Raw genomic sequence first — 21587 nt, 5'->3', positions numbered from 1 at the left:
CGTGGCATCTGCCAATGAAACGCCCCCGCCGCAGCGCCCGAGGCTGCTGGCATGCCGTTCCTTGCCACCCTTGCCACCATGCGCGCCCTGCCACAAGGCCGTCAGAAGGTGCCGGGGTAGGCGCCGCCATCGGCCAGCACATTCTGGCCGGTCATGTAACCCGCCTGCTGGCTGCACAAAAAGGCGCAGATGGCACCAAACTCGTCGGCCGTGCCATAGCGGCCCGCCGGGATCTGCGACTGCTGGGCGGCGCGCACCTCATCGACGCTTTTGCCCGCCTTGCCAGCAGCGGCCGTCACGGTGGCCGCGAGGCGGTCGGTGTCGAACTTGCCGGGCAGCAGGTTGTTGATCGTCACGCCCCGCGCCGCGATCTTGCTGCGCGACACCCCCGCCACAAAACCCGTGAGGCCGCTGCGCGCGCCATTGGACAGGCCCAGGATGTCGATGGGCGCCTTCACAGCACTCGATGTGATGTTGACGATGCGGCCAAAACCCCGCGCCGCCATGCCATCCACCGTGGCCCGGATGAGTTCGATGGGCGTGAGCATGTTGGCGTCCACGGCCTTGATCCAGGCATCGCGATCCCAGTCGCGGAAATCCCCCGTGGGAGGCCCGCCCGCGTTCGTCACCACGATGTCGAAATCCCGACCCGGCCCACCCGCCACGGAGAACACGGCCTCGCGCCCGGCAGGGGTGGTGATGTCTGCCGCCACGGCCAGCACCTGGGGTGCAGAGATTTCAGCATCTTTTTGGCCCTTTGCGCGCGACTGGCTTGCGCATTCAGCTATCAAACGGGTAGCAGCCTGATCGAGCGCATCGGCATTGCGGGCGTTGATGACGACGTTGACGCCCTCGCGCACCAGCGCCTGCGCACAGCCATAGCCCAGCCCCTTGCTCGCGCCGCACACCAGCGCCCATTTGCCTGCGATACCCAAATCCATAACAATCTCCGGTTCTGGTGCTGCACCCTGCAGCCCTGTCAAATCATAAGTGGAGAGTTGCAAGATGAAATGGCTGCACCGTGACGCCCTGGCCGCCTGGCTGGCTGGGGCCGCACTGGCCCTGGTGGCAGGCGCTTCGCATGCCCAGGAAGCCGCCGTGGTCAAACGCGCCACACAATTGCGCGACAGCCCGGCAGACAACGGTGCCAGCCTGGCGCCCCTGGAGGCCAACACGGTCGTCACACGCAGCAGCGAGCGCAAGGGCCCCTGGACCAAAGTGAGCACCCCGCAGGGGGCCACGGGCTGGGTGCACATGTTCGACCTGGGGCCCCAATCGGGTGCGGCAGCGAACAGCAACAACTCCGCTGCCGGTGGCTTGCGGGGCCTGGGGGGGTTGTTTGGCGGCAACAGCGGGTCCACCACCACGGCGACCTCCACCGTGGGCATTCGCGGGCTGGACGCTGAAGACATCGCCAAGGCCCAACCCAACCCGGCCGCCGTGGGCAGGGTTGAAGGCATGCGGGTGAACGCCGACCAGGCACGCCAATTTGCCAGCTCGGCCTCGCTGCATGCGCGGGATGTTCCGGCCATGGCCCAGCCTGCGCTGCCTTCGGGCGGCTCGGGTGCGGGCAACCGCTCCGGCGGCAGCTCGGGCAATCCGTCCGACCCCAACTACAGCCCGAACTGAGGAAATGACCATGCATCGGAATTCCAGCTGGAAGCGCTGCGCCGGGGCGGTCGCCCTGTTCGCGGCAATGGCGGCGGCCCCCCTGGCCGCCCAGAGCCAAAACGTCATGAACAACCTGCTGAACTCCCTGGGCGGTGGCCTGGGTTCGGCCATCACGGGCGGCAAGGCCGCGCCGGCAGCACAAGGTGACGACCTCATCAGCCTGCTCACCCAGTCGATGGAGAACATCGACGAGCCCAAAGAGATCGAGATCGGTCGCCAGCTGGCCGCCCTGCTGCTGGGCGCCAAACCGGCCCACCCCGACATGGCCCTGCAGCGCTACGTGAACCGCCTGGGCCGGTGGATCAGCCTGCAGTCGCCCCGCCCTGGATTGCCCTGGACCTTTGTGGTGCTGGACGACGCGGGTTACAACGCCTTTGCTGCACCCGGCGGCTATGTGTTTGTGACCAAGGGGCTGATCGACCGCTGCGCCGACGAGTCCGAACTGGCAGGCATCCTGGCCCACGAGATCGCGCACGTGACCGCCAAGCACCACCTGCAGGCCATCCGGCAAAGCGCCATGGCCGGTGTGGGCACCCAGCTGCTGGCCTCGCAGATCCGCACGGGCAACGTGGCAGGCCAGCTCGTCAAGGACCAGCTGCTGTCGCTGTTCCGCACGGTCTACACCAAAGGGCTGAGCCAGTCCGACGAGTTTGAAGCTGACCGCAGCGGCGTGGCGATGGCCGCCAAGGCCGGGTTCGACCCCTACGGGCTGGTGTCGGTGCTGCAGCAGCTGCGCAGCGTGACGCCAGACAACCCGATGTTCACGCTGACCATGTCCACCCACCCCGCCGCCCAGGCCCGCCTGGACTACCTGGAGCAGTCCATGGGCCGGCAGCTTGACGGGCTGGGCGGCTCCCGGGCGACGATTGCGCAGCGCCTGGGTGGCGGTAGCGCTCCCACGGCCCCAGCGCCTGCCAACCGGCCGACGCCCGCAGCAAAAAAGGCGGGGTAAGGCACTACCGTTCCCCGGGTGCCAGGGCCAGAGGGCCCTGCGTCAAGCCCCCGGGCGGCGCGCCAGGCGGGTGAAGACAAAAATCCCGGCCACCACCAGCGCCGTGCCCGCCGCCACCCAGACGGTGAAAGGCTCGCCCAGAATCCACACCCCCATGAGGATGGTGGACAACGGCCCCACCATCCCTGCCTGGGCGGCCATGCCCGCGCCAATGCGCTCGATGGCCATCATGACCATCAACACCGGCGCGGCCGTGCACAGCGTGGCATTGAGCACGGACAGCCAGATCACCTCCGGCGCCACCACAGCGGCGCTCAGGGGCCTCAGCACTGCAAACTGCGCCAAGCAACACAGGCAGGCCACCGTGGTCGCCAGCCCCACCAGGCGCAACGCCCCCAGGCGCTGCACCAGCTCTCCGCTGTAGACCAGATAGATGGCATAGCTCACCGCACTCAGAAACACCAGCAGCGCCCCCCAGGCCACGTTGGTGCCCTGCAGGTTGGCCTCGTGGCCAAACACCAGCACCACGCCGCAGTAGCTGACCAGCATGCCTGCGGCCTGGGCCCAGCGGATGCCCCGGCCATACAGCAGCCAGCCCAGCAGCACAACGAGGGTGGGGTTGAGGTACAGGATGAGCCGCTCCAGGCTGGCGCTGATGTAGGCCAGCCCGGCAAAGTCCAGAAAGCTGGCCAGGTAGTAGCCCGTGACCCCCAGGCCCAGCACGCCCAGCCAGTCCTTGCGGCTCAGGGGTGGCTTGCCCCGGCTGGCCCACCAAGCCATCACGGCAAAGATGGGCAGCGCAAACAGCATGCGGTACATGATGAGCGTGACCGCGTCCACCCCATGGCGGTACGCCAGCTTGACGATGATGGCCTTGCCACTGAATGCGATGGAACCCAACAGCGCCAGCAGAAGGCCGGATGCCATGTGTGCCCTGGCTGCAGGCACGGGGGTGGGCCTCTGTGAGGATGGGGAAGGGGCTGAAGACACAGGGCCTCGTTTTTCAGAACACAGTCTGGCTCAGCATGCAGCACCTGCCGAGCCCGCAAGCCAACGAGTGTGACAGGCATACACCACCCGCGCCATCGAAGCTGCGCGCGGGCGCCCCCTTCATCAGCGATGGCGGGGGAGATGCCTGAAGTCCGCATCAGCCGCCCCCGAAGGCGAACACTAAGGTGAAGACGAGCCCGCTCAGCCCTGCTTGTGAAACACCCGGTGATGCAGGCGCCGCAGCGACCACCACACACCCACAGCCACCATGGGGATGGCAATGGCCGCCGTGGTCTCGGCCGACAGAGGCCAGCCCAATTTTTGTGCCCCCTTGGCCAGGTAGCTCACCAGGCCCACGATGTAGTAGGTGATCGCGGCTACCGACAAGCCCTCCACGGTGGACTGCATCTTGAGCTGCAGGTCTTGCCGGTGGTTCATGGTGGTCAGCAGCGCCTGGCTGCTTTGCTGCTGCTCGATCTCCACGCGCGTGCGCAACAGGTTGCTCATGCGCGAAACGCGCTGCGAGAGTGCGTCCTGGCGGCGCGCCGCCCACTCGCAGGTGCTGCGTGCGGGGGTCAGGCGCCGGTCCATGAACTCCCGGATGGTCTGCATGCCCGCCAGGCGCGACTCGGCGATGTCTTCAATGCGCTTGTCCAGCAGCTCGAAATAGGCGCTGCTTGCCGAAAACCGCGAATGCGAGGCTGCGTACTGGCTCTCCACCTGCCCGGCCAACCGGGTCAGGCGGTCCAGCAGCGCGGGCTCATCGTCGCGGTTGGCCGTGCGGATCGCGTTGGCCAGTTCGGCCAATTCACGCTCGGCAAAGGCCAGTACGCTGGCCGCTTCACGGGCCGCAGGCAGCCCCAGCAGCGCAGCCATGCGGTAGGTTTCGATCTCCAGCAGGCGCTGCACAAGGCGCCCCAGGCGCCGTGGGGTCATGCCACCCGCCAGCAGCACCATGCGCGAGAAGCCATCTGCATGGATCGCAAAGTCGGTGTAGACCTCACCATGGCCATCGGCCACGGTGGATGCCACCAGCGTGTCCTCGTGCAGCACATGCTTGACCAGAGACCCCGAGCCAAAGGTGTGCGTGGGCAGCACCCACAGGTTCAGGCTGCACAGGCACTGGCCTGGCAAGGCGGCCAGCCAGTCGCGGGGCACTGCGTCAATGGCACTGGCGGGCTCGCGTTCGCCGAAAGCCTCCACCGGGGCTGGCACCATGAAGGTCCAGGTGACAAACTCGGTGTGCAGTTCCCAGCGCATGCGAAAGGCGCCCAGATCCATCCGCAGGTGGGTGGTGTGCGCATCGGGCAGCGCCATGTGGTGATCGCGCAAAAGCGCGGCCACATGGGCCCGGCTCGCCTCACGCCCGGCAGCATCGGCCAGCATCACGATGTGGGCGATGGCCAGGGGAGCGTTCATCGCCTCCGGAGGGCGGGCGTGGATTTCGTTGTGCAGCATGGCCCGGTGGGGATGCTGCGCGGGATGGAATGGAGTGGACATGCGGACCTCTGCCCGCGATTGTGTACCGGCAGAAGCCGCAAGCAGCGGATGCCTCTGCCCAAAAAACAACGGCACCCGAGGGTGCCGTTGTTCAGTCGGGGAAAGCGGGAAGCCCGGGGGCTATCAATCTTCCACGAAGGCTTCTTCGCGCTTGTTCTTCACGGCAGGCAGCAGCACGATGATGAGCAGCAGGGCTGCGGCCGCCAGCAAACCGGCAGACAGCGGACGCGTTACGAACACGCTCCAGTCACCACGCGAGAGCAGCAGCGCGCGGCGCAGGTTTTCTTCCATCATCGGGCCCAGGATGAAGCCGAGCAGCAAAGGCGCGGGCTCGGTTCCCAGCTTGTGGAAGATGTAGCCGATCAGGCCAAAAATACCCACCATCCAGATGTCGAAGGTGTTGTTGTTGGTGGAGTACACACCCACGGCGCAGAACAACACGATCGAAGGGAACAGCCAGCGGTACGGCACCGTGAGCAGCTTGATCCAGATACCGATCAGAGGCAGGTTCAGGATGATCAGCATGGCATTGCCGATCCACATCGAAGCGATCAGGCCCCAGAACAGTTCGGGGTTGCTGGTCATCACCTGGGGACCAGGCTGGATGTTGTGGATGGTCATGGCACCCACCATCAGCGCCATCACGGCGTTGGGAGGGATGCCCAGTGTCAGCAGCGGAATGAACGAGGTCTGCGAGCCGGCATTGTTGGCAGACTCAGGCGATGCAACGCCACGGATGTTGCCTTGGCCGAAAGGGACTTCGCCGGGTTTGAGCTTGGTCTTCTTTTCGAGCGTGTAGGCAGCAAAGGCAGCCAACAGAGCCCCGCCACCCGGCAGGATACCGAGGGCAGCGCCCAAGGCCGTTCCACGCAGCACGGCAGGAATCATGCGCTTGAAGTCTTCCTTGGTCGGGAACAGGCCCTCGACCTTGGCAGTGAACACTTCGCGTTCGTCATCGGGACGCGAGAGGTTGGCGATGATTTCTCCGTAGCCGAACACGCCCATGGCGATGGTCACAAAGCCAATGCCGTCGGTCAGTTCAGGAATGTCGAAGCTGAAGCGGGCCACACCCGAGTTCACGTCGGTGCCCACCAGGCCCATCAGCAGGCCCAGCACGATCATGCCCACAGCCTTGAGCAGAGAGCCCGAAGCCAGTACCACCGCACCAATCAGGCCCAGCACCATCAGCGAGAAGTACTCGGCAGGGCCGAACTTGAAGGCCACTTCGGTCAGCGGAGGCGCAAAGGCAGCCAGGATCAGCGTGCCCACGCAACCGGCGAAGAACGAACCGAGGCCGGCTGCCGCCAGCGCCGGGCCCGCTCGGCCTTTTCGGGCCATCTGGTAGCCGTCGATCACGGTCACCACCGACGACGATTCACCTGGCAGGTTCACCAGGATGGCGGTGGTGGAGCCGCCGTATTGCGCGCCGTAGTAGATACCGGCCAGCATGATCAGCGCCGCCACGGGGGGCAGTGCGTAGGTGGCGGGCAGCAGCATGGCGATGGTGGCCACCGGGCCAATGCCGGGCAGCACGCCGATCAGGGTGCCCAACAGGCAGCCGATGAAGCAGTAGATCAGGTTCTGGAACGTGAAGGCCACGCCAAAACCCAGCGAGAGGTTGTTAATCAAATCCATGGTCGGTGCTCCTGCTCAACCCGTGATGAAACTTGGCCACACAGGGAACTGCAGCTTGAGCGCCCAGACGAATGCCACATAGCTGCCGATGGCAAGCACAGTGGCCAGCACGAACACTGCTTTGGCGTTGAACTCATTGCCAGCCAGGCTGGAGATGAAGGTCAGTGCGTAGATGCCCACGATAAGACCCATCGCCGGAATGCCCAGGCTGGGCAAGCCGCCGAGCAGGACGCCGAAAGCGAAGTTCGCCGCCAGGATGAAGAACAGCGGCTTCCAGGCCCACTTGCCGATCTTGTCGCCGTCCTGTGTTTCCACGGTGCTGGCTTTGAAGGTAATGGCTGCCCCGATCAGGGCCAGCAAAATACCCAGCAACAGAGGGAAGTAGCCCGGGCCCATGCGGGCGCCGTTACCAACGTTGTACGTGGTTGCACCCCACGCAAACGCCACCCCGACCCCCATGAACATGAGGCCGGAAAAAAAGTCTTTTTGACTCTTGATTTTCACGAATTGTCTCCTAGGCGGAAATCTTGACTGCGCGATTGTGAGTGCAAGCAGGGCCCGCGCGAATGTGGATTCCACCTACATCCGGTAACGCCTCAGCCCCCCTTCAGCGCAAGAAACGCCTTGTGGACAACCCGTGCAATGCCAATGCAACGCCCAAGAGAACGCCAAGCGGCGCAGCGCCAACTACTCCAGGGGCGGTGTGGCCGCAATCACCTCATCCATGGTGGTCAAGCCCTCTGCCACACGCAGCGCCCCCGCCAAGCGCAGGGGGCGCATGCCGTCCTGCACGGCCTGGCGGCGCAGGGTGTCGATGGATGGGGCCTGGGTAATCCTGTCCTTGAGTGCCTCGCTCACCGTGAGCAATTCATAGAGCCCCATGCGACCACGAAAGCCCCCCATGCGGCAGTCCACGCATCCCACGGGTTTGTAGGGCTGGTAGGCGCCATTGATCTTCCAGGGCTTGACGACCTCGGCCAAGGCCTCGCGCGAGGCCGTCTCGTCCGGCTGCTTGCACTGTTTGCACAGCGTGCGCACCAGCCGTTGGGCCAGCACGCCCAGCAGGGTGGCATTGAGCAGGTAGGGAGGCACACCCAGCTCCATCATGCGGGTGATGGCGCTGGGAGCATCGTTGGTGTGGAGCGTCGAAAACACCAGGTGGCCCGTCAGCGCGGCCTGAATCGCCATTTCGGCGGTCTCCAGATCACGGATTTCGCCCACCATGATGATGTCCGGGTCCTGGCGCATCAGCGCGCGCAAGCCTTCGGCGAAGTTGAAGTCGAGCTGCGGCTGCACCTGGGTCTGGTTGAAGCTGGGCTCGATCATTTCGATCGGATCTTCTACCGTGCTCACGTTGACCTCTTCGGTGGCCACACGCTTGAGCGTGGAGTACAGCGTGGTGGTCTTGCCCGAGCCCGTGGGCCCAGTCACGAGGATGATGCCGTGCGGGCGCTTGACCAGAGCCTCCCAGCGCTGCGCATCGTGCTGCGCAAAACCCAATGCATCCAGGTCCTTGACCGCGTTGTCCGGGTCAAAAATGCGCATGACCATTTTTTCGCCAAATGCGGTCGGCAGCGTGGACAAGCGCATTTCCACCTCGTCCCCCCGCTGGTTGCGCGTCTTGATGCGGCCGTCCTGCGGGCGGCGTTTTTCCACCACGTCGATGCGGCCCAGCAGCTTGATGCGCGACACCATGGCGTTGTGCACCCCCATGGGCATCTGGTACACCGGGTGCAGAACCCCGTCGATGCGGAAGCGGATCACGCCCTGCTCGCGGCGCGGCTCCAGGTGAATGTCGCTCGCGCGCTGGTCAAAAGCATACTGCCAGAGCCAGTCCACCACCTTGACCACGCCCTGGTCGTTGGCATCAAGCTGCTTATTGCTTTTACCCAGCTCCACCAGCTGCTCGAAGCTGCTGCCCCCCGAGTTCCCCCCCGCCTTCTGCGCAGCACGAACAGATTTGGCGAGCGCAAAAAACTCGGCAGTGAATCGATGGATGTCCTGCGGATTGGCCACCACCCGGCGCACCGTGCGGCGTGACTGGCGCTCCACCTCGGCCACCCAGTCGTCGATGAAGGGCTCGGCCGTGGCCACCACCACTTCCTTGGCCGTCACCTGCACCGGCAGCACCTTGTGGCGCTCGGCGTAGGTGGCGCTCATGCTGTCGGCCACGCGGCCCACATCGACCTTGAGAGGGTCAATGCGCAGATAGGCCAACCCGGCACGCGTGGCCAGGTACTCGGACAATGCCTCGATATCGAGCGGTTTGCCGTCGCTCGCGCGCTCCATGGCCACACTGGCCAGCCGCACCAGCGCGTGCTGGGAGCTTTCGGCCTGCGAGCAGCGGGCAATGGTGCGCTGCGCCTCCTCGGGCGAAATGACGTGGTCATCGCTGAGCCACTGCACCATGCGGCGCCAGTCTACCGGCCCCATGTATGTAGCGGCTTTGAGGCGGCCCGGGATGTTCACAGAAGCAGTCATGTCACAAACCTTTCAGGGAGCCACCGGCTTGAACGCCCGCAGCCATTTGGTGGTGGGCAGACCCCAGCGCGCCTGGATCGCCTCGGCCCGTTCAGCCAGCTCCGTGCGTTTGGGGCGGGAAGGAGTGCGCTGTGCCAGCACCACCGTATTGCCCTCGCGCGTGGGTTTGAAGGCCCAGAGCGCCTCGTTGCCAAACGCCTGGGCCATGCTCTGGAGACTACGGTCAAAACTCGACGCCCGGCCGAACAGATTGACCGTCATGCAGCCCTTCTCGGTCAGCAACGCCCGGCAGTCGGCATAAAAATCCGGGCTGTCCAGAACTGGCGCGGCGGCCTCATGGTCATACAGGTCCACAGCCAGCGCATCCACCGTGCCCAGCCACATGGGATTGCGGATCTCCTGCGCCGCATCGGCCAGCACCACGCGCAGCTTGGGGCCATCGGGCGGCAGCTTGAACCACTGGCGGCACACCGCCAGCACCTGGGGGTTCAGCTCGATCGCTGTGCTGCAGATGCGCAGCTTCTTGTGGCAGAACTTGGTGATCGCGCCCGCCCCCAGGCCCAGCTGCATGGCATGGCCCTTGGACACCTGCGCCAGGTCGGCAAACAGCAACCAGGCCATCATGCGCTGCACGTACTCCAGCTCCAGCACAAACGGGTCAGCAACGCGCATGGAACCCTGGATCCAGGGCGTGCCCAGGTGCAGGTGTCGCACCTCGCCGTCGTCCGACACGCTGACTTCGGGCAACTCTTGCAGTTTTTCTTTTTTGCGGGTCATTCCAAGTGTTCAAAGCAGGTGGTGGGCCGATAGCAGCTCGGCCCAGGCCGCCAATTTACGGTCAAAACTCCAGGACGCATTGGCCGGGCTGGTCGATGGCAGCCGAACGGCCTGAAGTTGCAGCCTGTGCTGCATCCACAGGCTGGCCAGCACCGCAGGGGCGTGGCGAAAGCTCTCGGCCCCGTTGTGGGCCACGGCCGCGAGACGTGGGCAGCGCCCGAGCAAGCGGGCAAAGTCATTGACCTGGGGGTTGCGGATGCTGATGTCCAGGCTGCCTTCGCGCTCGCAGCTGGCATAGACGTCCCAGAGCCCCAGCCCCCGCGCCAGCAGCCAGTCACAGCGCTGTGTGTAGTGTTCCGGCCCGGCAGCAGGCAAGGGATGTTGTGGCCAGAGCGCTTGCAGGATCTTCCAGAAGTGGTTTTGGGGGTGGGCATAGTACTGCTGAGCCCGCAAGGAGGCCGCGCCCGGAAAACTGCCCAGCACCAGCACCACCGTCTCTTTGGACGCCACCGGCGGCAAGCCTTGCCACCGAACGGGAGCAGGAACAGGCGCGAAGCCGAGGGTACGGAGGTCGGACATGGGCCGATTCTGGACCGAAACCGTGCAGGCGCTTTTGGGCGGCAGCAAAAAAAGATAGCTGTAAACCGTTTACCACACGGCCCAAAGCTCCCAAATTACTCCTCAATTTCGTTCTGGACAGCATCAACGCCCTTCGCGCCCCGCAACGCCAGCAAGGGCGCCAGCCGGGGCAATGCTGCGCAGGCATTGGCGGTGGTGGCCCGGGCCAGCGCCGCCAGGGACAGCCCACGCAGCTCAGCCAGCGCCTCGGCAATGCGCGGCAGCTCAGCCGGAGCATTGCGCCCCTGGGGCTGGCCCTCGGCCCGCTGCGCGGCCGTGCTGTAGAGCCAGTGAGGCGGTATGTCAGGTGCATCGGTTTCCAGAACCAGCGCTTCCTCGGGCAGCTCGGCCGCTAGGCGGCGCAGCTGCAGGGCGCGGTCATAGGTCATGGCGCCGCCAAACCCGAGCTTGAAGCCCAGGCCGATGAAGGCCTGAGCCTGCTGCAGGCTGCCATTGAAGGCATGCGCAATGCCGCCGCGCACCGGCAGGTCCCGCAGGCCCTTGAGCAGCTTGTCGGCCGACCGGCGCACATGCAGGATCACGGGCAGGTCAAACCGGCGGGCCAGCTGCAGCTGGGCCCGGTAAAACTGCTCCTGCCGCACGGGGTCCAGCCCCGGCACGAAATAGTCCAGCCCGATCTCTCCGATCGCCACCAGGCGCGGGTCGGCATGGTGCTGCGCGAGCACCTGTTCCAGAAGCGCCACATCCCCGTCACCCGCCCGCCCGGTGTAGAGCGGGTGGATCCCCAGCGCGTAGCTGTCCCCATGCTGGTGCGCCAGCAGGCGCACGGTGTCCCAGTTGCTGCGCTCCACCGCCGGGATCACGCAATGGCCCACCCCCTGCACCATCGCTTCGCGGCGCACCGCACTGCGGTCGGCATCGAACTCGGGCGCATCCAGGTGGCAGTGGGTGTCAATCCAGGCGGTCATGTGCCGATGATGCCCGATGGAACCAGCCCAACACCGGATGCGGTAGCCCTGCGTGTGCATTTGCGGGCAAACCGTGCTACCGTCATTTGCGTGCGCCAGCCCTCAGCGCAATTGAACCTGCGAATGCTCCTCCGGGGACGCCCCGAGACCACCCGCAGGCTCCCAGAGCAAAGGTGACAGGATGCCCCGGCCCGCCCTCTACAGCAGCTCTCGCCCCGCCCGCAGCCGTGCCCCCGACCCGGTGGACGCACCCGCAGCGCCTGAAACCGCCGCCCTGCGCTCGGCCGATGCGCCGCCCTCGCCGCAGGGTGCCGCCCCGACCACCGCCCCACACACTCCGGCCGTCCGTCGCCAGCTGTGGGCGCTGTGGACCATCGTGGTGCTGTTGGCAGCCCTGCTGGTAGCCAGCGCCTGGCACAACAGCCGCAGCACCACCCGCAAGATCACCCAGGAAGACATTGACGCCGCCGTGCTGCGCACGCTGGAGACCACCACCCCGCCCTCGGCCGCCGCACGTGCGGTCGAGAGCATCGCTCCCTCCATCGTGCGCGTGGTGGGCTACAGCCGCAGCAAAAACGGCAAGGAGGAAGTCGAGCGCGGCATCGGCACGGGCGTGGTCATCGTGGACAAGGGCGTCATCCTGACCAACCTGCATGTGGTGGCGGGCGCCGACCGCATCGGCATCACCTTCCACGACGGGCTGGAAACCACCGCCAGCATCACCGGCGCGCAGCCCGAGAACGATCTGGCCGTGCTGCAGGCGCACAAGGTGCCCGATGACCTGGAGGCCGCCACGCTGCGATCCACCCAGAACCTGCGCCCGGGCGACCACGTGGTGGCCGTGGGCTTCCCCTTTGGCATCGGCCCCTCCGTGTCGGCGGGGGTGGTGTCGGGCCTGCAGCGCGAATTCACCTCGCCCGAGGGCAAGCGCCAGCTCAGCAACCTGATCCAGTTCGACGCAGCGGCCAACCCGGGCAACTCGGGCGGTCCGCTGGTCACGCTGGATGGCGAAGTGGTGGGCATCGTCACCGCCATCCTCAACCCCACGCCCGCGCGCACCTTCATCGGCATCGGGTTTGCGGTTCCCATAGAGAACGCGGCCTCGGCCGTTGGCATGCCCCCCTTCTGACCCCGCCACTCCACAAGACAAGGAGCACCATGGAAACCCATCCTTCGCCCTCTGCCATGAACAACGCCGCCACCGCCACCCTGATGGAGCAGGTGCTCTACGAAGTCAAACGCGTGGTGGTGGGCCAGGACCGCTTTCTGGAGCGCGTCATGGTCGCCATGCTCGCCCAGGGCCACCTGCTGGTCGAAGGCGTGCCGGGCCTGGCCAAGACACTCACGGTGAAAACACTGGCCAGCACTATCCAGGGAAGCTTCAAGCGCATCCAGTTCACCCCCGATCTGGTACCCGCCGACCTGGTAGGCACGCGTTTGTACAACCAGAGAACGGGCGAATTCAGCACCACCCTGGGCCCCGTGTTCACCCACCTGCTGCTGGCAGACGAGATCAACCGCGCACCCGCCAAGGTGCAGAGCGCGCTGCTGGAGGTGATGCAGGAACGCCAGGTCACCATTGCGGGCGAGACCCACAAGGTGCCCGAGCCTTTTTTGGTGATGGCCACGCAGAATCCCATCGAAACCGAGGGCACCTACGCGCTGCCCGAGGCGCAGGTGGACCGCTTCATGATGAAGGTGCTCATCGACTACCCGACCGAGGAGGAAGAATTCGTCATTGCGCAACGCGCGCTCGACCTGCCCGTGCAGGTGTTGCCAGTTGCCACCACCGCCCAGCTGGCGGCGCTGCAGGCCGAATGCCGCACGGTGTATGTGGACCCGTCCCTGCTGCAGTACGCGGTGAAGCTGGTGGCCGCCACGCGCGCACCGGCACGCCATGGCCTCAAGGACCTGGGCGGCTTCATTGCCTGCGGGGCCAGCCCCCGCGCCACCATTGCCCTGGCCGAGGGCGCCCAGGCCCTGGCCATGCTGCGCGGGCGCAACTATGTGCTGCCCGAGGACATGACCGACCTGGCCGCCGACGTGCTGCGCCACCGGGTGGCCCTGTCGTACGAGGCCCTGTCCGAAGGGCTGGATGCCGACGCACTCATCGGGCGCATCATGGCCAAGATTCCTGCCCCCGCGCGGCCTTTGCACCATGAGCAAAAAGTGGCCTGAGCTTCACCATGAGCACAAAGTCGCCTGACAACCCCTCCGCCACGGTCCACACGCTGCCGACCCTGCCCGGGCAGGCTGACCGGCTGCTGCGCGAGCTGGAGTGGAAGGTCATCCGCCGGCTCGACGGCCTGCTGCAGGGCGACTACCGCACCCTCATGCGCGGCAGCGGGCTGGACCTGGCTGACCTGCGCGAATACCAGCCCCACGACGACGTGCGCCACATCGACTGGAACGTGACCGCGCGCCTGAACCAGCCCCACGTGCGCGTATTTACCGAAGACCGCGAGATGACCGCCTGGTTCCTGCTGGACCTGAGCCCCTCCATCAGCTTCGGCCCCGAGGGGCGCGCCAAACGCGACATCCTCACCGGCTTTGTGGCCGTGCTCTCGCGCCTGCTCACGCGCCACGGCAACCGCGTGGGCGCCATGCTCTACGGCGGCGCCAGCCACCAGGCCGACCATGCGGTGGATGCCGTACTGCCACCCCGCAGCAGCCGTGCCCATGTGCTGCACCTGGTGCACCGTCTGCTGGCGCCACAGCCCCCAGGCGGCGACGCGGCAACCGAGCTGCACCGGCTGCTGCAGTCTGCCATGGCCAACCTGCGCCGCCGCGCCACCGTGTTCGTGGTGTCCGACTTCATCAGCGCCCCTGGCTGGGAAAAGCCCCTGGCCCAGCTTGCGCAGCGCCATGACGTGGTGGCCGTGCGCCTGCTCGACCCGCTGGAGCTGGAGCTGCCCGACCTGGGCCTCATCACGCTGCGCGATGCCGAAAGCGGCGAGCAGCTGCAGGTGGACACCCACGACGCCGCCTTCCGCCGCCGCTTCGCCCGCCTGGCGGCCGAGCGCGAGGCGACACTGCGCGACGGCCTGGCGCATGCCGGGGCCGACACGCTGGAGCTGTGCACCGACGACGACCTGGTGGATGCGCTGCTGCGCTTCATGGACCTGCGCCAGCGCCGCGTGCGGGCGCCCCGCGCCACTGCGGGCACCACCCCGCCCCAACCCCACTACGCCACCTGAGGACCCGCACCATGGTTTTTCTCTGGCCCTCCCTGCTCTGGCTGCTGCTGGTTGCGCCCCTCTTGGTGCTGCTGTACTGGTGGCTGCTGCACCGCCGCAAGAAGACTGCGCTCGCCTACTCCAGCCTGGCGCTGGTGCGCGAGGCCCTGGGGCCCGGCCAGCGCCTGCGCCGCCACATTCCGCCCGCCCTCTTCCTGCTGGCCCTCATCGCCCTGCTGCTGGCCGCAGCGCGCCCCCTCGCCGTGATCACCCTGCCCTCGCAGGATCAGACCATCATGCTGGCCATGGACGTGTCGGGCAGCATGCGCGCCGCCGATGTGGAACCCGACCGCATCACCGCCGCCCAGAACGCCGCCAAGGCCTTCATTGCCGAACTGCCCCGCCATGTGCGCGTGGGCATCGTGGCATTTGCAGGCAGCGCCCAGCTGGCCCAGTTGCCCACGCAAAGCCGCGAAGACCTGGTCAAGGCCATCGACAGCTTCCAGCTGCAGCGCGGCACAGCCACGGGCAACGGCATCATGCTGTCGCTGGCCACCATCTTTCCCGATGCGGGCATCGATATCGCCGCACTGGGAGGCCGCCAAGCCATGCGCCCCAAGCCCATTGACGAAATCAGCAAGCAGGACCCGGCCAAGCCCTTCACCCCGGTGGCGCCGGGCTCCTACAACTCGGCCGCCATCATCATGCTCACCGACGGCCAGCGCACCACAGGCGTGGACCCGCTCGAAGCCGCCAAATGGGCCGCAGACCGGGGCGTGCGCGTGTACACCGTGGGCGTGGGCACGGTGCAGGGCGAAACCATTGGCTTTGAAGGCTGGTCCATGCGCGTGCGGCTGGACGAAGAAACCCTGAAAGCCGTGGCCGCGCGCACCAACGCCGAATACTTCCATGCGGCCACGGCGGCCGACCTCAAGAAGGTCTACCAGACCCTCAGCACGCGCCTGACGGTGGAAAAGCGGGAGACTGAAATCTCTGCCCTGCTCGCGCTGGCAGGCGCTGTGCTGGCCCTGCTGGCGGCGGCGCTGTCGGTGTGGTGGTACGGGCGGGTGATGTAGCCAGGCTCGCGGCCCGACACCCTCGATCACACAAGAAAAGGATGACAGACGGCGGGCACCGGGCCCCGCCCCTGCCCGCACAACAAGCCCGGCTCTGCACCACGAAAGGAGACCCCATGCGTTCCCTGATCCGCACCACGGCCCTGGCGGCCCTGCTGGCCACTACTGCAGGCATGGCTCTGGCCCACAACTGCCCCAACGAGATGAAGGCCATCGACGCCAAGCTGGCCACCAACCCTGGTCTCTCGGCCGACAACGCCGCCAAGGTCAAACAACTGCGCGCCGACGGCGAAGCCCACCACAAGGCGGGCAAACACGACGACTCGATGAAGGCCCTGGCCGAGGCCAAGAAGATCCTCGGGATCTGAACAGATGTGAAACGGCGCCCCCATCCGGCGGGGGATGAGGGGCGATCAGGCGCGTGGTGCCTGCAGCTTTCCTTCGGCAATCCGCACCACACGGCCGCAACGCGCGGCCAGGGATTCATCGTGCGTCACCATCACAAAAGCCGTACCGTGGTCGCGCGCAAGCTGAAGCATCAGCTCGAACACGCCATCGGCCGTGCCCCGATCCAGGTTGCCGGTGGGTTCGTCAGCCAGCACGCAGGCCGGCTGCGTGACCAGCGCGCGCGCAATCGCCACACGCTGGCGCTCGCCGCCTGACAGCTCGGCCGGGCGGTGGTGCACGCGCGCCTTCAGGCCCACGGCCGCCAGCACCTGCTCGGCCGCCTGGTGGGCCTGCTCAGCAGGCATGCGGCGGATGCGCAGCGGCATGGCCACGTTGTCCAGCGCGCTGAACTCGGGCAGCAGGTGGTGAAACTGGTAGATAAAACCCAGGTGCTGGTTGCGCAACTGGCCCTGCGCCTGGGGCGACAGCGCGGACAGCTCTGCCCCCTTGAGCCGCACCGACCCGGACGTGGGCGCATCCAGCCCGCCCAGCAGGTGCAGCAAAGTGCTCTTGCCCGAGCCCGAGGCACCGACGATGGCCAGGGTTTCGCCCGCGTGCACCTGCAGGTCCACGCCTTGCAGCACGGTCACGTCCAGCCGGCCCTCGGTAAAACGCTTGGTCAGGCCCCGGGCTTCCAGCACGACAGTGTTTTTTTCAGCGTTCATCTCAGTTATCCATGGCATGCAACTGGCGCAGCTCAGGCGAGGGCAGCCGCGCAAGGGCCGCCCCGCCGCGCTGGCTGCGTCCCCCTGCCCGCATTGCGCAGCAATGCGAGAGCGGGGGGAAGACGCGAAGCGTCTCAGGGGGGTGTTTCTCATTCATAGCGGAGAGCTTCTGCAGGGTTCACACGGCTGGCGCGCCAGCTGGGGTACAGGGTGGCCACGAAGGCCAGCACCAGGGAGATGAGCCCGATGGGCACGATGTCGCTGCTTTGTGGCTCGCTGGGCATCTTGCTGATGAGGTAGATGTCCTTGGGCAAGAAGCTGGCGTTCAGCGCTTTTTCGATGGCGGGCACGATCACGTCGATGTTGAACGCGATCCCCAGGCCCAGCAGCAGGCCCACGGCCGTGCCGATCACGCCCACCATGGCGCCCTGCACCACGAAAATGCCCATGATGCTTTTCGGGCTCGCGCCCAGCGTGCGCAGGATGGCGATGTCGGCGCGCTTGTCGGTCACCGTCATCACCAGCGTGCTGACCAGATTGAACGCCGCCACCGCCACGATGAGCGTGAGGATGATGAACATCATGCGTTTTTCGAGCTGCACGGCGGCAAACCAGGTGCGGTTCTGCTGCGTCCAGTCGCGGATCAGCAGCATGCCGCTCAGGCTCCCCGCCAGCTGCTGCGCCACCTCGCGGGCCTGGTGCAGGTCCTTGAGCTTGAGGCGCACGCCCGTGGGGCCCTCCAGGCGGAAGATGCGCTGCGCGTCCTCATGGTGCAGCAGCACCAGGGCCGAGTCGTATTCATAGTGGCCCGAGTCAAACGTGCCCGCCACCGTCATCTGCTTGAGGCGTGGCACCACACCGGCCGGGGTGACCTGGCCTGCAGGTGCAATCACCGTGACCACATCGCCCGCGCGCACACCCAGGGCACGGGCCAGTTCACCCCCCAGCACCACGCGAAACTCGCCAGGCACCAGCAGGTTGAGCGTTTTTTCGTTGGTGGCGGCCAGGTCGGTCACCGCGCCTTCGAGCGCCGGGTCGATGCCGCGCACCAGCGCGCCCTTCATGTCCTCGCCGCGCGCCAGCAGGGCCTGCGCCGCCACAAAGGGCGCGGCGCCGATCACGTTAGGGTTTTGTTTGGCCTCGGCCAGCGTGCGCGCCGGGTCGGGCAGCGCAGCGCCCTGGGGCGCAAAAATTTCGATGTGCGACACCACGCTGAGCATGCGGTCGCGCACTTCTTTCTGAAAGCCGTTCATCACGCTGAGCACAATGATCAGCGCCGCCACCCCCAGCGCAATGCCCAGCATGGACACGCCCGAGATGAACGAGATAAAGCCATTGCGCCGCGTGGCGCGGCCTGCGCGCGTGTAGCGCCAGCCCAGGGCCAGTTCGTAGGGGATTTTCATGGGTGAGGAAAGAAGGCCTTGCGCTCCAGCGGAATGCCGGGCCCGGGCCGGGGCAGATTGTGGCATCCCGGACAATAGGCCCCATGTCAGACACCACCTTTTTGCTCATCCCCAGCGCGGGCAGTACCGCCGAGGGATGCCAGCAAGTCCAACAGGGCCTCGCCCTGCCCCACCTGGACCGGCTTCTGGCCCGGCTCAGCCCCCACGCTGCGCAGAGCGACAGCGCCGAGGAAACCAGCTTCTCCCCCCCGCACGAACGCGCCCTGGCCCGCGCCCTGGGCCTGCCTGCCCATGACGGCCATATCCCCTGGGCTGCCTGGCACCGCCACCAGCAGGGCCTTGGGGCGGACGACCAAGCCTGGGCTTTTGTCACGCCGTGCCAGTGGCAGGTCAGCACCGACCACGTCACGCTGCGCGACCCGGAGCAGCTGGGCCTGGATGAAGCCGCATCGCGGGCGCTGCTCGCCATCGTCTCGCCCTGGTTTGCCGAAGACGGCATCACCCTGCACTACGACCAGCCCACGCGCTGGCTGGCCAGTGGCCCGCTGTTTGCCAACCTGGCCACCGCCTCGCTGGAGCGTGTGCTGCTGCGCGACGTGCGCGCCTGGATGCCCGATGCCAAACAGGCCCGCACCCTGCACCGCCTGCACAGCGAGATGCAGATGCTGCTCTACACCCACGCCTTCAACGACGAGCGCGCGGCGCGGGGGCTGCCGGTGGTCAACTCCTTCTGGGTACATGGCGCGGGCGCGCTGCCCCAGCCGGTGCCCACCCCTTCTGTCGCCCCCGCCATGCCCACTCCGCTGCGCGATGCCGCACTGCGCGAAGACTGGCGCGCCTGGGCCCAGGCCTGGACGGCGCTGGACGCGGGCCCCGTGGCCGACCTGCTGCGCCGGGCCGAGGCAGGCGCCCCCGTAGCGCTCACGCTGTGTGGCGATCGCAATGCACTGGCCTTCCACAGCGCACCCCGCTCGCTGGCCCAGCGTTTTCAAAGCTTTTTCAAGCCTCTGCGCGCGGCTGACCTACTCCATAAGCTATGAAAATAGTAGCAAGAGACATCCCCCCCCGTGCCGCCTGGGCGCTGGAACAGGCCGGTGTGCACCCGCTGCTGGCGCGCCTGTACGCCGCACGCGGCGTGCGCGCCCATGAGGAGCTGGACGACGGCCTGGGCCGCCTGCTGCCCCCGTCGGGCTTGAAAGGCATCAACGACGCCGCCCGCCTGCTGGCAGGCGCCATGGCGCAGAACAAGCGCCTGATCATCGTCGCCGACTACGACTGCGACGGCGCCACCGCCTGCGCCGTGGGCGTGCGTGGCCTGCGCCTGCTGGGCGCGCACAACGTGGACTACCTGGTGCCCGACCGGGTGACGGACGGCTACGGCCTCACGCCCCCCATCGCCCGCCGCGTGGCCGAGCGCGGGGCCGATGTGCTCATCACCGTGGACAACGGCATCGCCAGCGTGGAAGGCGTGGCAGAAGCCAAGGCGCTGGGCCTGCAGGTCGTCGTCACCGACCACCATCTGCCCGGCCCCGCGCTGCCGGCGGCCGATGCCATCGTCAACCCCAACCAGCCTGGCTGCACCTTCGAGAGCAAGTCCATCGCCGGAGTGGGCGTGATGTTCTATGTGCTGCTGGCCCTCAGGGCCGAACTGCGGGCGCGGGGAGTTTTCGACGCCACCACCCAACCCAAGCTCGACCCGCTGCTCACCCTGGTGGCGCTGGGCACCGTGGCCGACGTGGTCCGGCTCGATGCCAACAACCGTCGCCTGGTCGCGCAGGGCTTGAAGCGCATCCGCGCGGGCCAGATGCCTGCCGGTGTGGCAGCGCTGTTCACCGCCGCAGGCCGCAAGGCGCCCGCTGCCACCACGTTCGACTTTGGCTTTGCCCTGGGCCCGCGCATCAACGCCGCTGGCCGACTGGCCGACATGACGCTGGGCATCGAATGCCTGCTGACGGACGACGCGGGCCGCGCCGCCGAGCTGGCCGCCATGCTGGACGGCATCAACCGCGAGCGCCGCGAGATCGAAGGCGGCATGCGCGACCAGGCCATGCTGATGGCCGAGAGCCTGTTCCAGGAAGACGAAGAACCGCCCCCCGCGATCAGCGTGTTCGACCCCGACTTCCACGAAGGCGTGGTCGGCATCGTGGCCAGCCGCATCAAGGACAAGCTGCACCGCCCCACCTTTGTGTTTGCGGCCAGCAGTGCGCCGGGCAAGGAGCATGAACTCAAAGGCTCGGGCCGCTCCATCCCCGGTTTTCACCTGCGCGACGCGCTGGACCTGGTAGCCAAGCGCCACCCCGGCGTCTTGCTGAAATTTGGCGGCCATGCCATGGCGGCAGGCTGCACGGTGGCCGAAGAAGCGTTCGAGGTGTTTGAGCGCGCCCTGGCCCAGGTGGCACAAGAGTGGCTGGACGCCTCCACCCTCACCCGCCGCATCGAGACCGATGGCCCGCTGGCCCCCGAATACTGCCGCGCCGACATGGTGGACACCCTGCACCGCGAGGTCTGGGGCCAGGGCTTTGCGCCCCCCACCTTCAGCGAAGAAGTGCAGGTGCTGAGCCAGCGGCTGGTGGGCGAGGCCAAAAACCACCTGTCGCTCAAGCTCATGCACCAGGGCAGCCCCGTGGACGCGATCTGGTTCGGCCACACCGAGCAGCTGCCTGCGCGCGTGCTGCTGGCCTTCCGCCTCGATGTGAACGAATGGAAGGGCGAGCGCAAGGTGCAGTTTTTGGTGGAGGGTGCGCAGCTCTAGCCCGCTGCGCGGCTGGTCTGTAAAAGAGCCGCCTCCAGCGCTGGCCCGCCAAGCGCTGCCAGCCTTCTCTTCAGAAACTTTCCCAATCGTCATCACCTCCCTGCGCCGCAGCCTTGCTGGCGGGCGCAGGGGCCGGTGCCTTGACAGCAGGCAGGCGCCCAGGCGCCGGCGCAGATGCCTTGGATGCAGCCGACGCCACGCGCGGAGCGCTGGTCGCAGCTTTGGCCACCGCAGGGCGAGGCGCAGGCGCTGGTGTTGCCCGGGGTGCCGCTACCGGAGCCCGCGCCGCCACCGCGCCCACGTTGAACACCGACACCACTTCCGCCAGCCTCTGTGCCTGGTCGCGCATCGAGGCCGCTGCCGCTGTCGATTCCTCCACCAGCGCCGCGTTCTGCTGGGTCATCTGATCGAGGTGTGTGACCGCCTGGTTGACCTGGGCGATGCCGTCGCGCTGTTCGGTGGACGATGCCGTGATCTCTCCGATCAGGTCGCTCACGCGCTGCACGCTGGCCACA

At 66.9% G+C, this 21587-nt stretch carries 20 protein-coding genes and 1 pseudogene; 9 read left to right on the top strand and 12 right to left on the bottom strand.

Annotation, left to right across the window (positions count from 1 at the left end; all coding sequences use genetic code 11):
- Window positions 1-101: 101 nt before the first annotated feature.
- Window positions 102-941 (bottom strand): SDR family oxidoreductase, encoded by an 840-nt coding sequence (locus AvAM_RS04890; protein ID WP_137746035.1) that lies wholly within the window; start codon window positions 939-941, stop codon window positions 102-104.
- 64 nt (window positions 942-1005) lie between these two features.
- Between AvAM_RS04890 and AvAM_RS04885 the strand changes: the two genes are divergently transcribed.
- Entirely contained in the window at window positions 1006-1629 is a 624-nt protein-coding gene (locus AvAM_RS04885; protein ID WP_137746034.1) for an SH3 domain-containing protein, read from the top strand.
- Window positions 1630-1639: 10 nt separating this feature from the next.
- Window positions 1640-2623 (top strand): M48 family metallopeptidase, encoded by a 984-nt coding sequence (locus AvAM_RS04880; RefSeq protein WP_249367945.1) that lies wholly within the window; start codon window positions 1640-1642, stop codon window positions 2621-2623.
- A 42-nt stretch (window positions 2624-2665) separates the two neighbouring features.
- On the opposite strand, the gene AvAM_RS04875 is transcribed toward AvAM_RS04880, so the two are convergent.
- The 8 genes from AvAM_RS04875 to AvAM_RS04840 all read right to left on the bottom strand — a co-directional run bounded on the left by AvAM_RS04875 (window position 2666) and on the right by AvAM_RS04840 (window position 11553).
- Complete coding sequence (locus AvAM_RS04875; RefSeq protein WP_137746032.1) at window positions 2666-3550, bottom strand: DMT family transporter; 885 nt, start codon at window positions 3548-3550, stop codon at window positions 2666-2668.
- A 264-nt stretch (window positions 3551-3814) separates the two neighbouring features.
- Entirely contained in the window at window positions 3815-5113 is a 1299-nt protein-coding gene (locus AvAM_RS04870; protein WP_137746031.1) for a DUF3422 family protein, read from the bottom strand.
- A gap of 123 nt (window positions 5114-5236) precedes the next feature.
- Window positions 5237-6748 (bottom strand): tripartite tricarboxylate transporter permease, encoded by a 1512-nt coding sequence (locus AvAM_RS04865; protein ID WP_137746030.1) that lies wholly within the window; start codon window positions 6746-6748, stop codon window positions 5237-5239.
- A gap of 15 nt (window positions 6749-6763) precedes the next feature.
- Window positions 6764-7252 carry a tripartite tricarboxylate transporter TctB family protein gene (locus AvAM_RS04860; RefSeq protein WP_137746341.1) on the bottom strand — a complete coding sequence of 163 codons (489 nt, stop codon included), beginning with the start codon at window positions 7250-7252 and terminating at the stop codon, window positions 6764-6766.
- A gap of 183 nt (window positions 7253-7435) precedes the next feature.
- Complete coding sequence (locus AvAM_RS04855; RefSeq protein WP_137746029.1) at window positions 7436-9229, bottom strand: GspE/PulE family protein; 1794 nt, start codon at window positions 9227-9229, stop codon at window positions 7436-7438.
- A 12-nt stretch (window positions 9230-9241) separates the two neighbouring features.
- Complete coding sequence (locus tag AvAM_RS04850) at window positions 9242-10006, bottom strand: spermidine synthase (RefSeq protein ID WP_137746028.1); 765 nt, start codon at window positions 10004-10006, stop codon at window positions 9242-9244.
- A 9-nt stretch (window positions 10007-10015) separates the two neighbouring features.
- Window positions 10016-10585 (bottom strand): DNA-deoxyinosine glycosylase, encoded by a 570-nt coding sequence (locus AvAM_RS04845; protein WP_137746027.1) that lies wholly within the window; start codon window positions 10583-10585, stop codon window positions 10016-10018.
- Window positions 10586-10680: 95 nt separating this feature from the next.
- A complete protein-coding gene (locus AvAM_RS04840) occupies window positions 10681-11553 on the bottom strand; it encodes a TatD family hydrolase (RefSeq protein WP_137746026.1) in 873 nt (290 codons plus the stop codon).
- A gap of 181 nt (window positions 11554-11734) precedes the next feature.
- On the opposite strand from AvAM_RS04840, the gene AvAM_RS04835 reads away from it, so the two are divergent.
- The 5 genes from AvAM_RS04835 (at window position 11735) to AvAM_RS04815 (ending at window position 16173) form a co-directional block, all read left to right on the top strand.
- Window positions 11735-12682, top strand: coding sequence for a S1C family serine protease (locus AvAM_RS04835; protein WP_137746025.1), 948 nt, complete (start codon window positions 11735-11737; stop codon window positions 12680-12682).
- Between the two features lie 29 nt (window positions 12683-12711).
- A complete protein-coding gene (locus tag AvAM_RS04830) occupies window positions 12712-13731 on the top strand; it encodes a MoxR family ATPase (RefSeq protein WP_137746024.1) in 1020 nt (339 codons plus the stop codon).
- Window positions 13732-13739: 8 nt separating this feature from the next.
- Entirely contained in the window at window positions 13740-14750 is a 1011-nt protein-coding gene (locus tag AvAM_RS04825) for a DUF58 domain-containing protein (protein WP_137746023.1), read from the top strand.
- Between the two features lie 11 nt (window positions 14751-14761).
- The gene (locus tag AvAM_RS04820) at window positions 14762-15805 is read left to right on the top strand and encodes a VWA domain-containing protein (RefSeq protein ID WP_137746022.1); all 1044 of its coding nucleotides are present in this window, start codon (window positions 14762-14764) and stop codon (window positions 15803-15805) included.
- Between the two features lie 116 nt (window positions 15806-15921).
- Window positions 15922-16173, top strand: coding sequence for a hypothetical protein (locus AvAM_RS04815; RefSeq protein WP_137746021.1), 252 nt, complete (start codon window positions 15922-15924; stop codon window positions 16171-16173).
- Between the two features lie 45 nt (window positions 16174-16218).
- Here the strand turns inward: AvAM_RS04815 and lolD are convergent, their stop codons facing one another.
- Window positions 16219-16917 carry a lipoprotein-releasing ABC transporter ATP-binding protein LolD gene (lolD, locus tag AvAM_RS04810; protein ID WP_137746020.1) on the bottom strand — a complete coding sequence of 233 codons (699 nt, stop codon included), beginning with the start codon at window positions 16915-16917 and terminating at the stop codon, window positions 16219-16221.
- Window positions 16918-17066: 149 nt separating this feature from the next.
- On the bottom strand, window positions 17067-18320 hold the full coding sequence (locus AvAM_RS04800) for a lipoprotein-releasing ABC transporter permease subunit (RefSeq protein ID WP_094285343.1): 1254 nt from the start codon (window positions 18318-18320) through the stop codon (window positions 17067-17069).
- A gap of 83 nt (window positions 18321-18403) precedes the next feature.
- Between AvAM_RS04800 and AvAM_RS04795 the strand changes: the two genes are divergently transcribed.
- A complete protein-coding gene (locus AvAM_RS04795) occupies window positions 18404-19360 on the top strand; it encodes a phosphoglycerate mutase (protein WP_137746019.1) in 957 nt (318 codons plus the stop codon).
- Complete coding sequence (gene recJ / locus AvAM_RS04790) at window positions 19357-21072, top strand: single-stranded-DNA-specific exonuclease RecJ (protein WP_137746018.1); 1716 nt, start codon at window positions 19357-19359, stop codon at window positions 21070-21072. Before AvAM_RS04795 ends, recJ begins: the two co-directional genes overlap by 4 nt.
- Window positions 21073-21142: 70 nt before the next feature.
- Here the strand turns inward: recJ and AvAM_RS04785 are convergent.
- Window positions 21143-21587, bottom strand: a pseudogene (locus AvAM_RS04785) (methyl-accepting chemotaxis protein); the annotation flags it as partial.

This window comes from Acidovorax sp. NB1, from assembly GCF_005405905.1.
Lineage (GTDB): Bacteria > Pseudomonadota > Gammaproteobacteria > Burkholderiales > Burkholderiaceae_C > Acidovorax.
This window is presented reverse-complemented; position numbering and strand designations above follow the sequence as displayed.

Coding starts and splice junctions, on each gene's coding strand:
- AvAM_RS04795 (WP_137746019.1), top strand. CDS start 18,404: ATGTCAGACACCACCTTTTTGCTCATCCCCAGCGCGGGCAGTACCGCC.
- AvAM_RS04890 (WP_137746035.1), bottom strand. CDS start 941: ATGGATTTGGGTATCGCAGGCAAATGGGCGCTGGTGTGCGGCGCGAGC.
- AvAM_RS04870 (WP_137746031.1), bottom strand. CDS start 5,113: ATGTCCACTCCATTCCATCCCGCGCAGCATCCCCACCGGGCCATGCTG.
- AvAM_RS04885 (WP_137746034.1), top strand. CDS start 1,006: ATGAAATGGCTGCACCGTGACGCCCTGGCCGCCTGGCTGGCTGGGGCC.
- lolD (WP_137746020.1), bottom strand. CDS start 16,917: ATGAACGCTGAAAAAAACACTGTCGTGCTGGAAGCCCGGGGCCTGACC.
- AvAM_RS04825 (WP_137746023.1), top strand. CDS start 13,740: ATGAGCACAAAGTCGCCTGACAACCCCTCCGCCACGGTCCACACGCTG.
- AvAM_RS04830 (WP_137746024.1), top strand. CDS start 12,712: ATGGAAACCCATCCTTCGCCCTCTGCCATGAACAACGCCGCCACCGCC.
- AvAM_RS04835 (WP_137746025.1), top strand. CDS start 11,735: ATGCCCCGGCCCGCCCTCTACAGCAGCTCTCGCCCCGCCCGCAGCCGT.
- AvAM_RS04875 (WP_137746032.1), bottom strand. CDS start 3,550: ATGGCATCCGGCCTTCTGCTGGCGCTGTTGGGTTCCATCGCATTCAGT.
- AvAM_RS04850 (WP_137746028.1), bottom strand. CDS start 10,006: ATGACCCGCAAAAAAGAAAAACTGCAAGAGTTGCCCGAAGTCAGCGTG.
- recJ (WP_137746018.1), top strand. CDS start 19,357: ATGAAAATAGTAGCAAGAGACATCCCCCCCCGTGCCGCCTGGGCGCTG.
- AvAM_RS04845 (WP_137746027.1), bottom strand. CDS start 10,585: ATGTCCGACCTCCGTACCCTCGGCTTCGCGCCTGTTCCTGCTCCCGTT.
- AvAM_RS04880 (WP_249367945.1), top strand. CDS start 1,640: ATGCATCGGAATTCCAGCTGGAAGCGCTGCGCCGGGGCGGTCGCCCTG.
- AvAM_RS04815 (WP_137746021.1), top strand. CDS start 15,922: ATGCGTTCCCTGATCCGCACCACGGCCCTGGCGGCCCTGCTGGCCACT.
- AvAM_RS04865 (WP_137746030.1), bottom strand. CDS start 6,748: ATGGATTTGATTAACAACCTCTCGCTGGGTTTTGGCGTGGCCTTCACG.
- AvAM_RS04800 (WP_094285343.1), bottom strand. CDS start 18,320: ATGAAAATCCCCTACGAACTGGCCCTGGGCTGGCGCTACACGCGCGCA.
- AvAM_RS04840 (WP_137746026.1), bottom strand. CDS start 11,553: ATGACCGCCTGGATTGACACCCACTGCCACCTGGATGCGCCCGAGTTC.
- AvAM_RS04820 (WP_137746022.1), top strand. CDS start 14,762: ATGGTTTTTCTCTGGCCCTCCCTGCTCTGGCTGCTGCTGGTTGCGCCC.
- AvAM_RS04855 (WP_137746029.1), bottom strand. CDS start 9,229: ATGACTGCTTCTGTGAACATCCCGGGCCGCCTCAAAGCCGCTACATAC.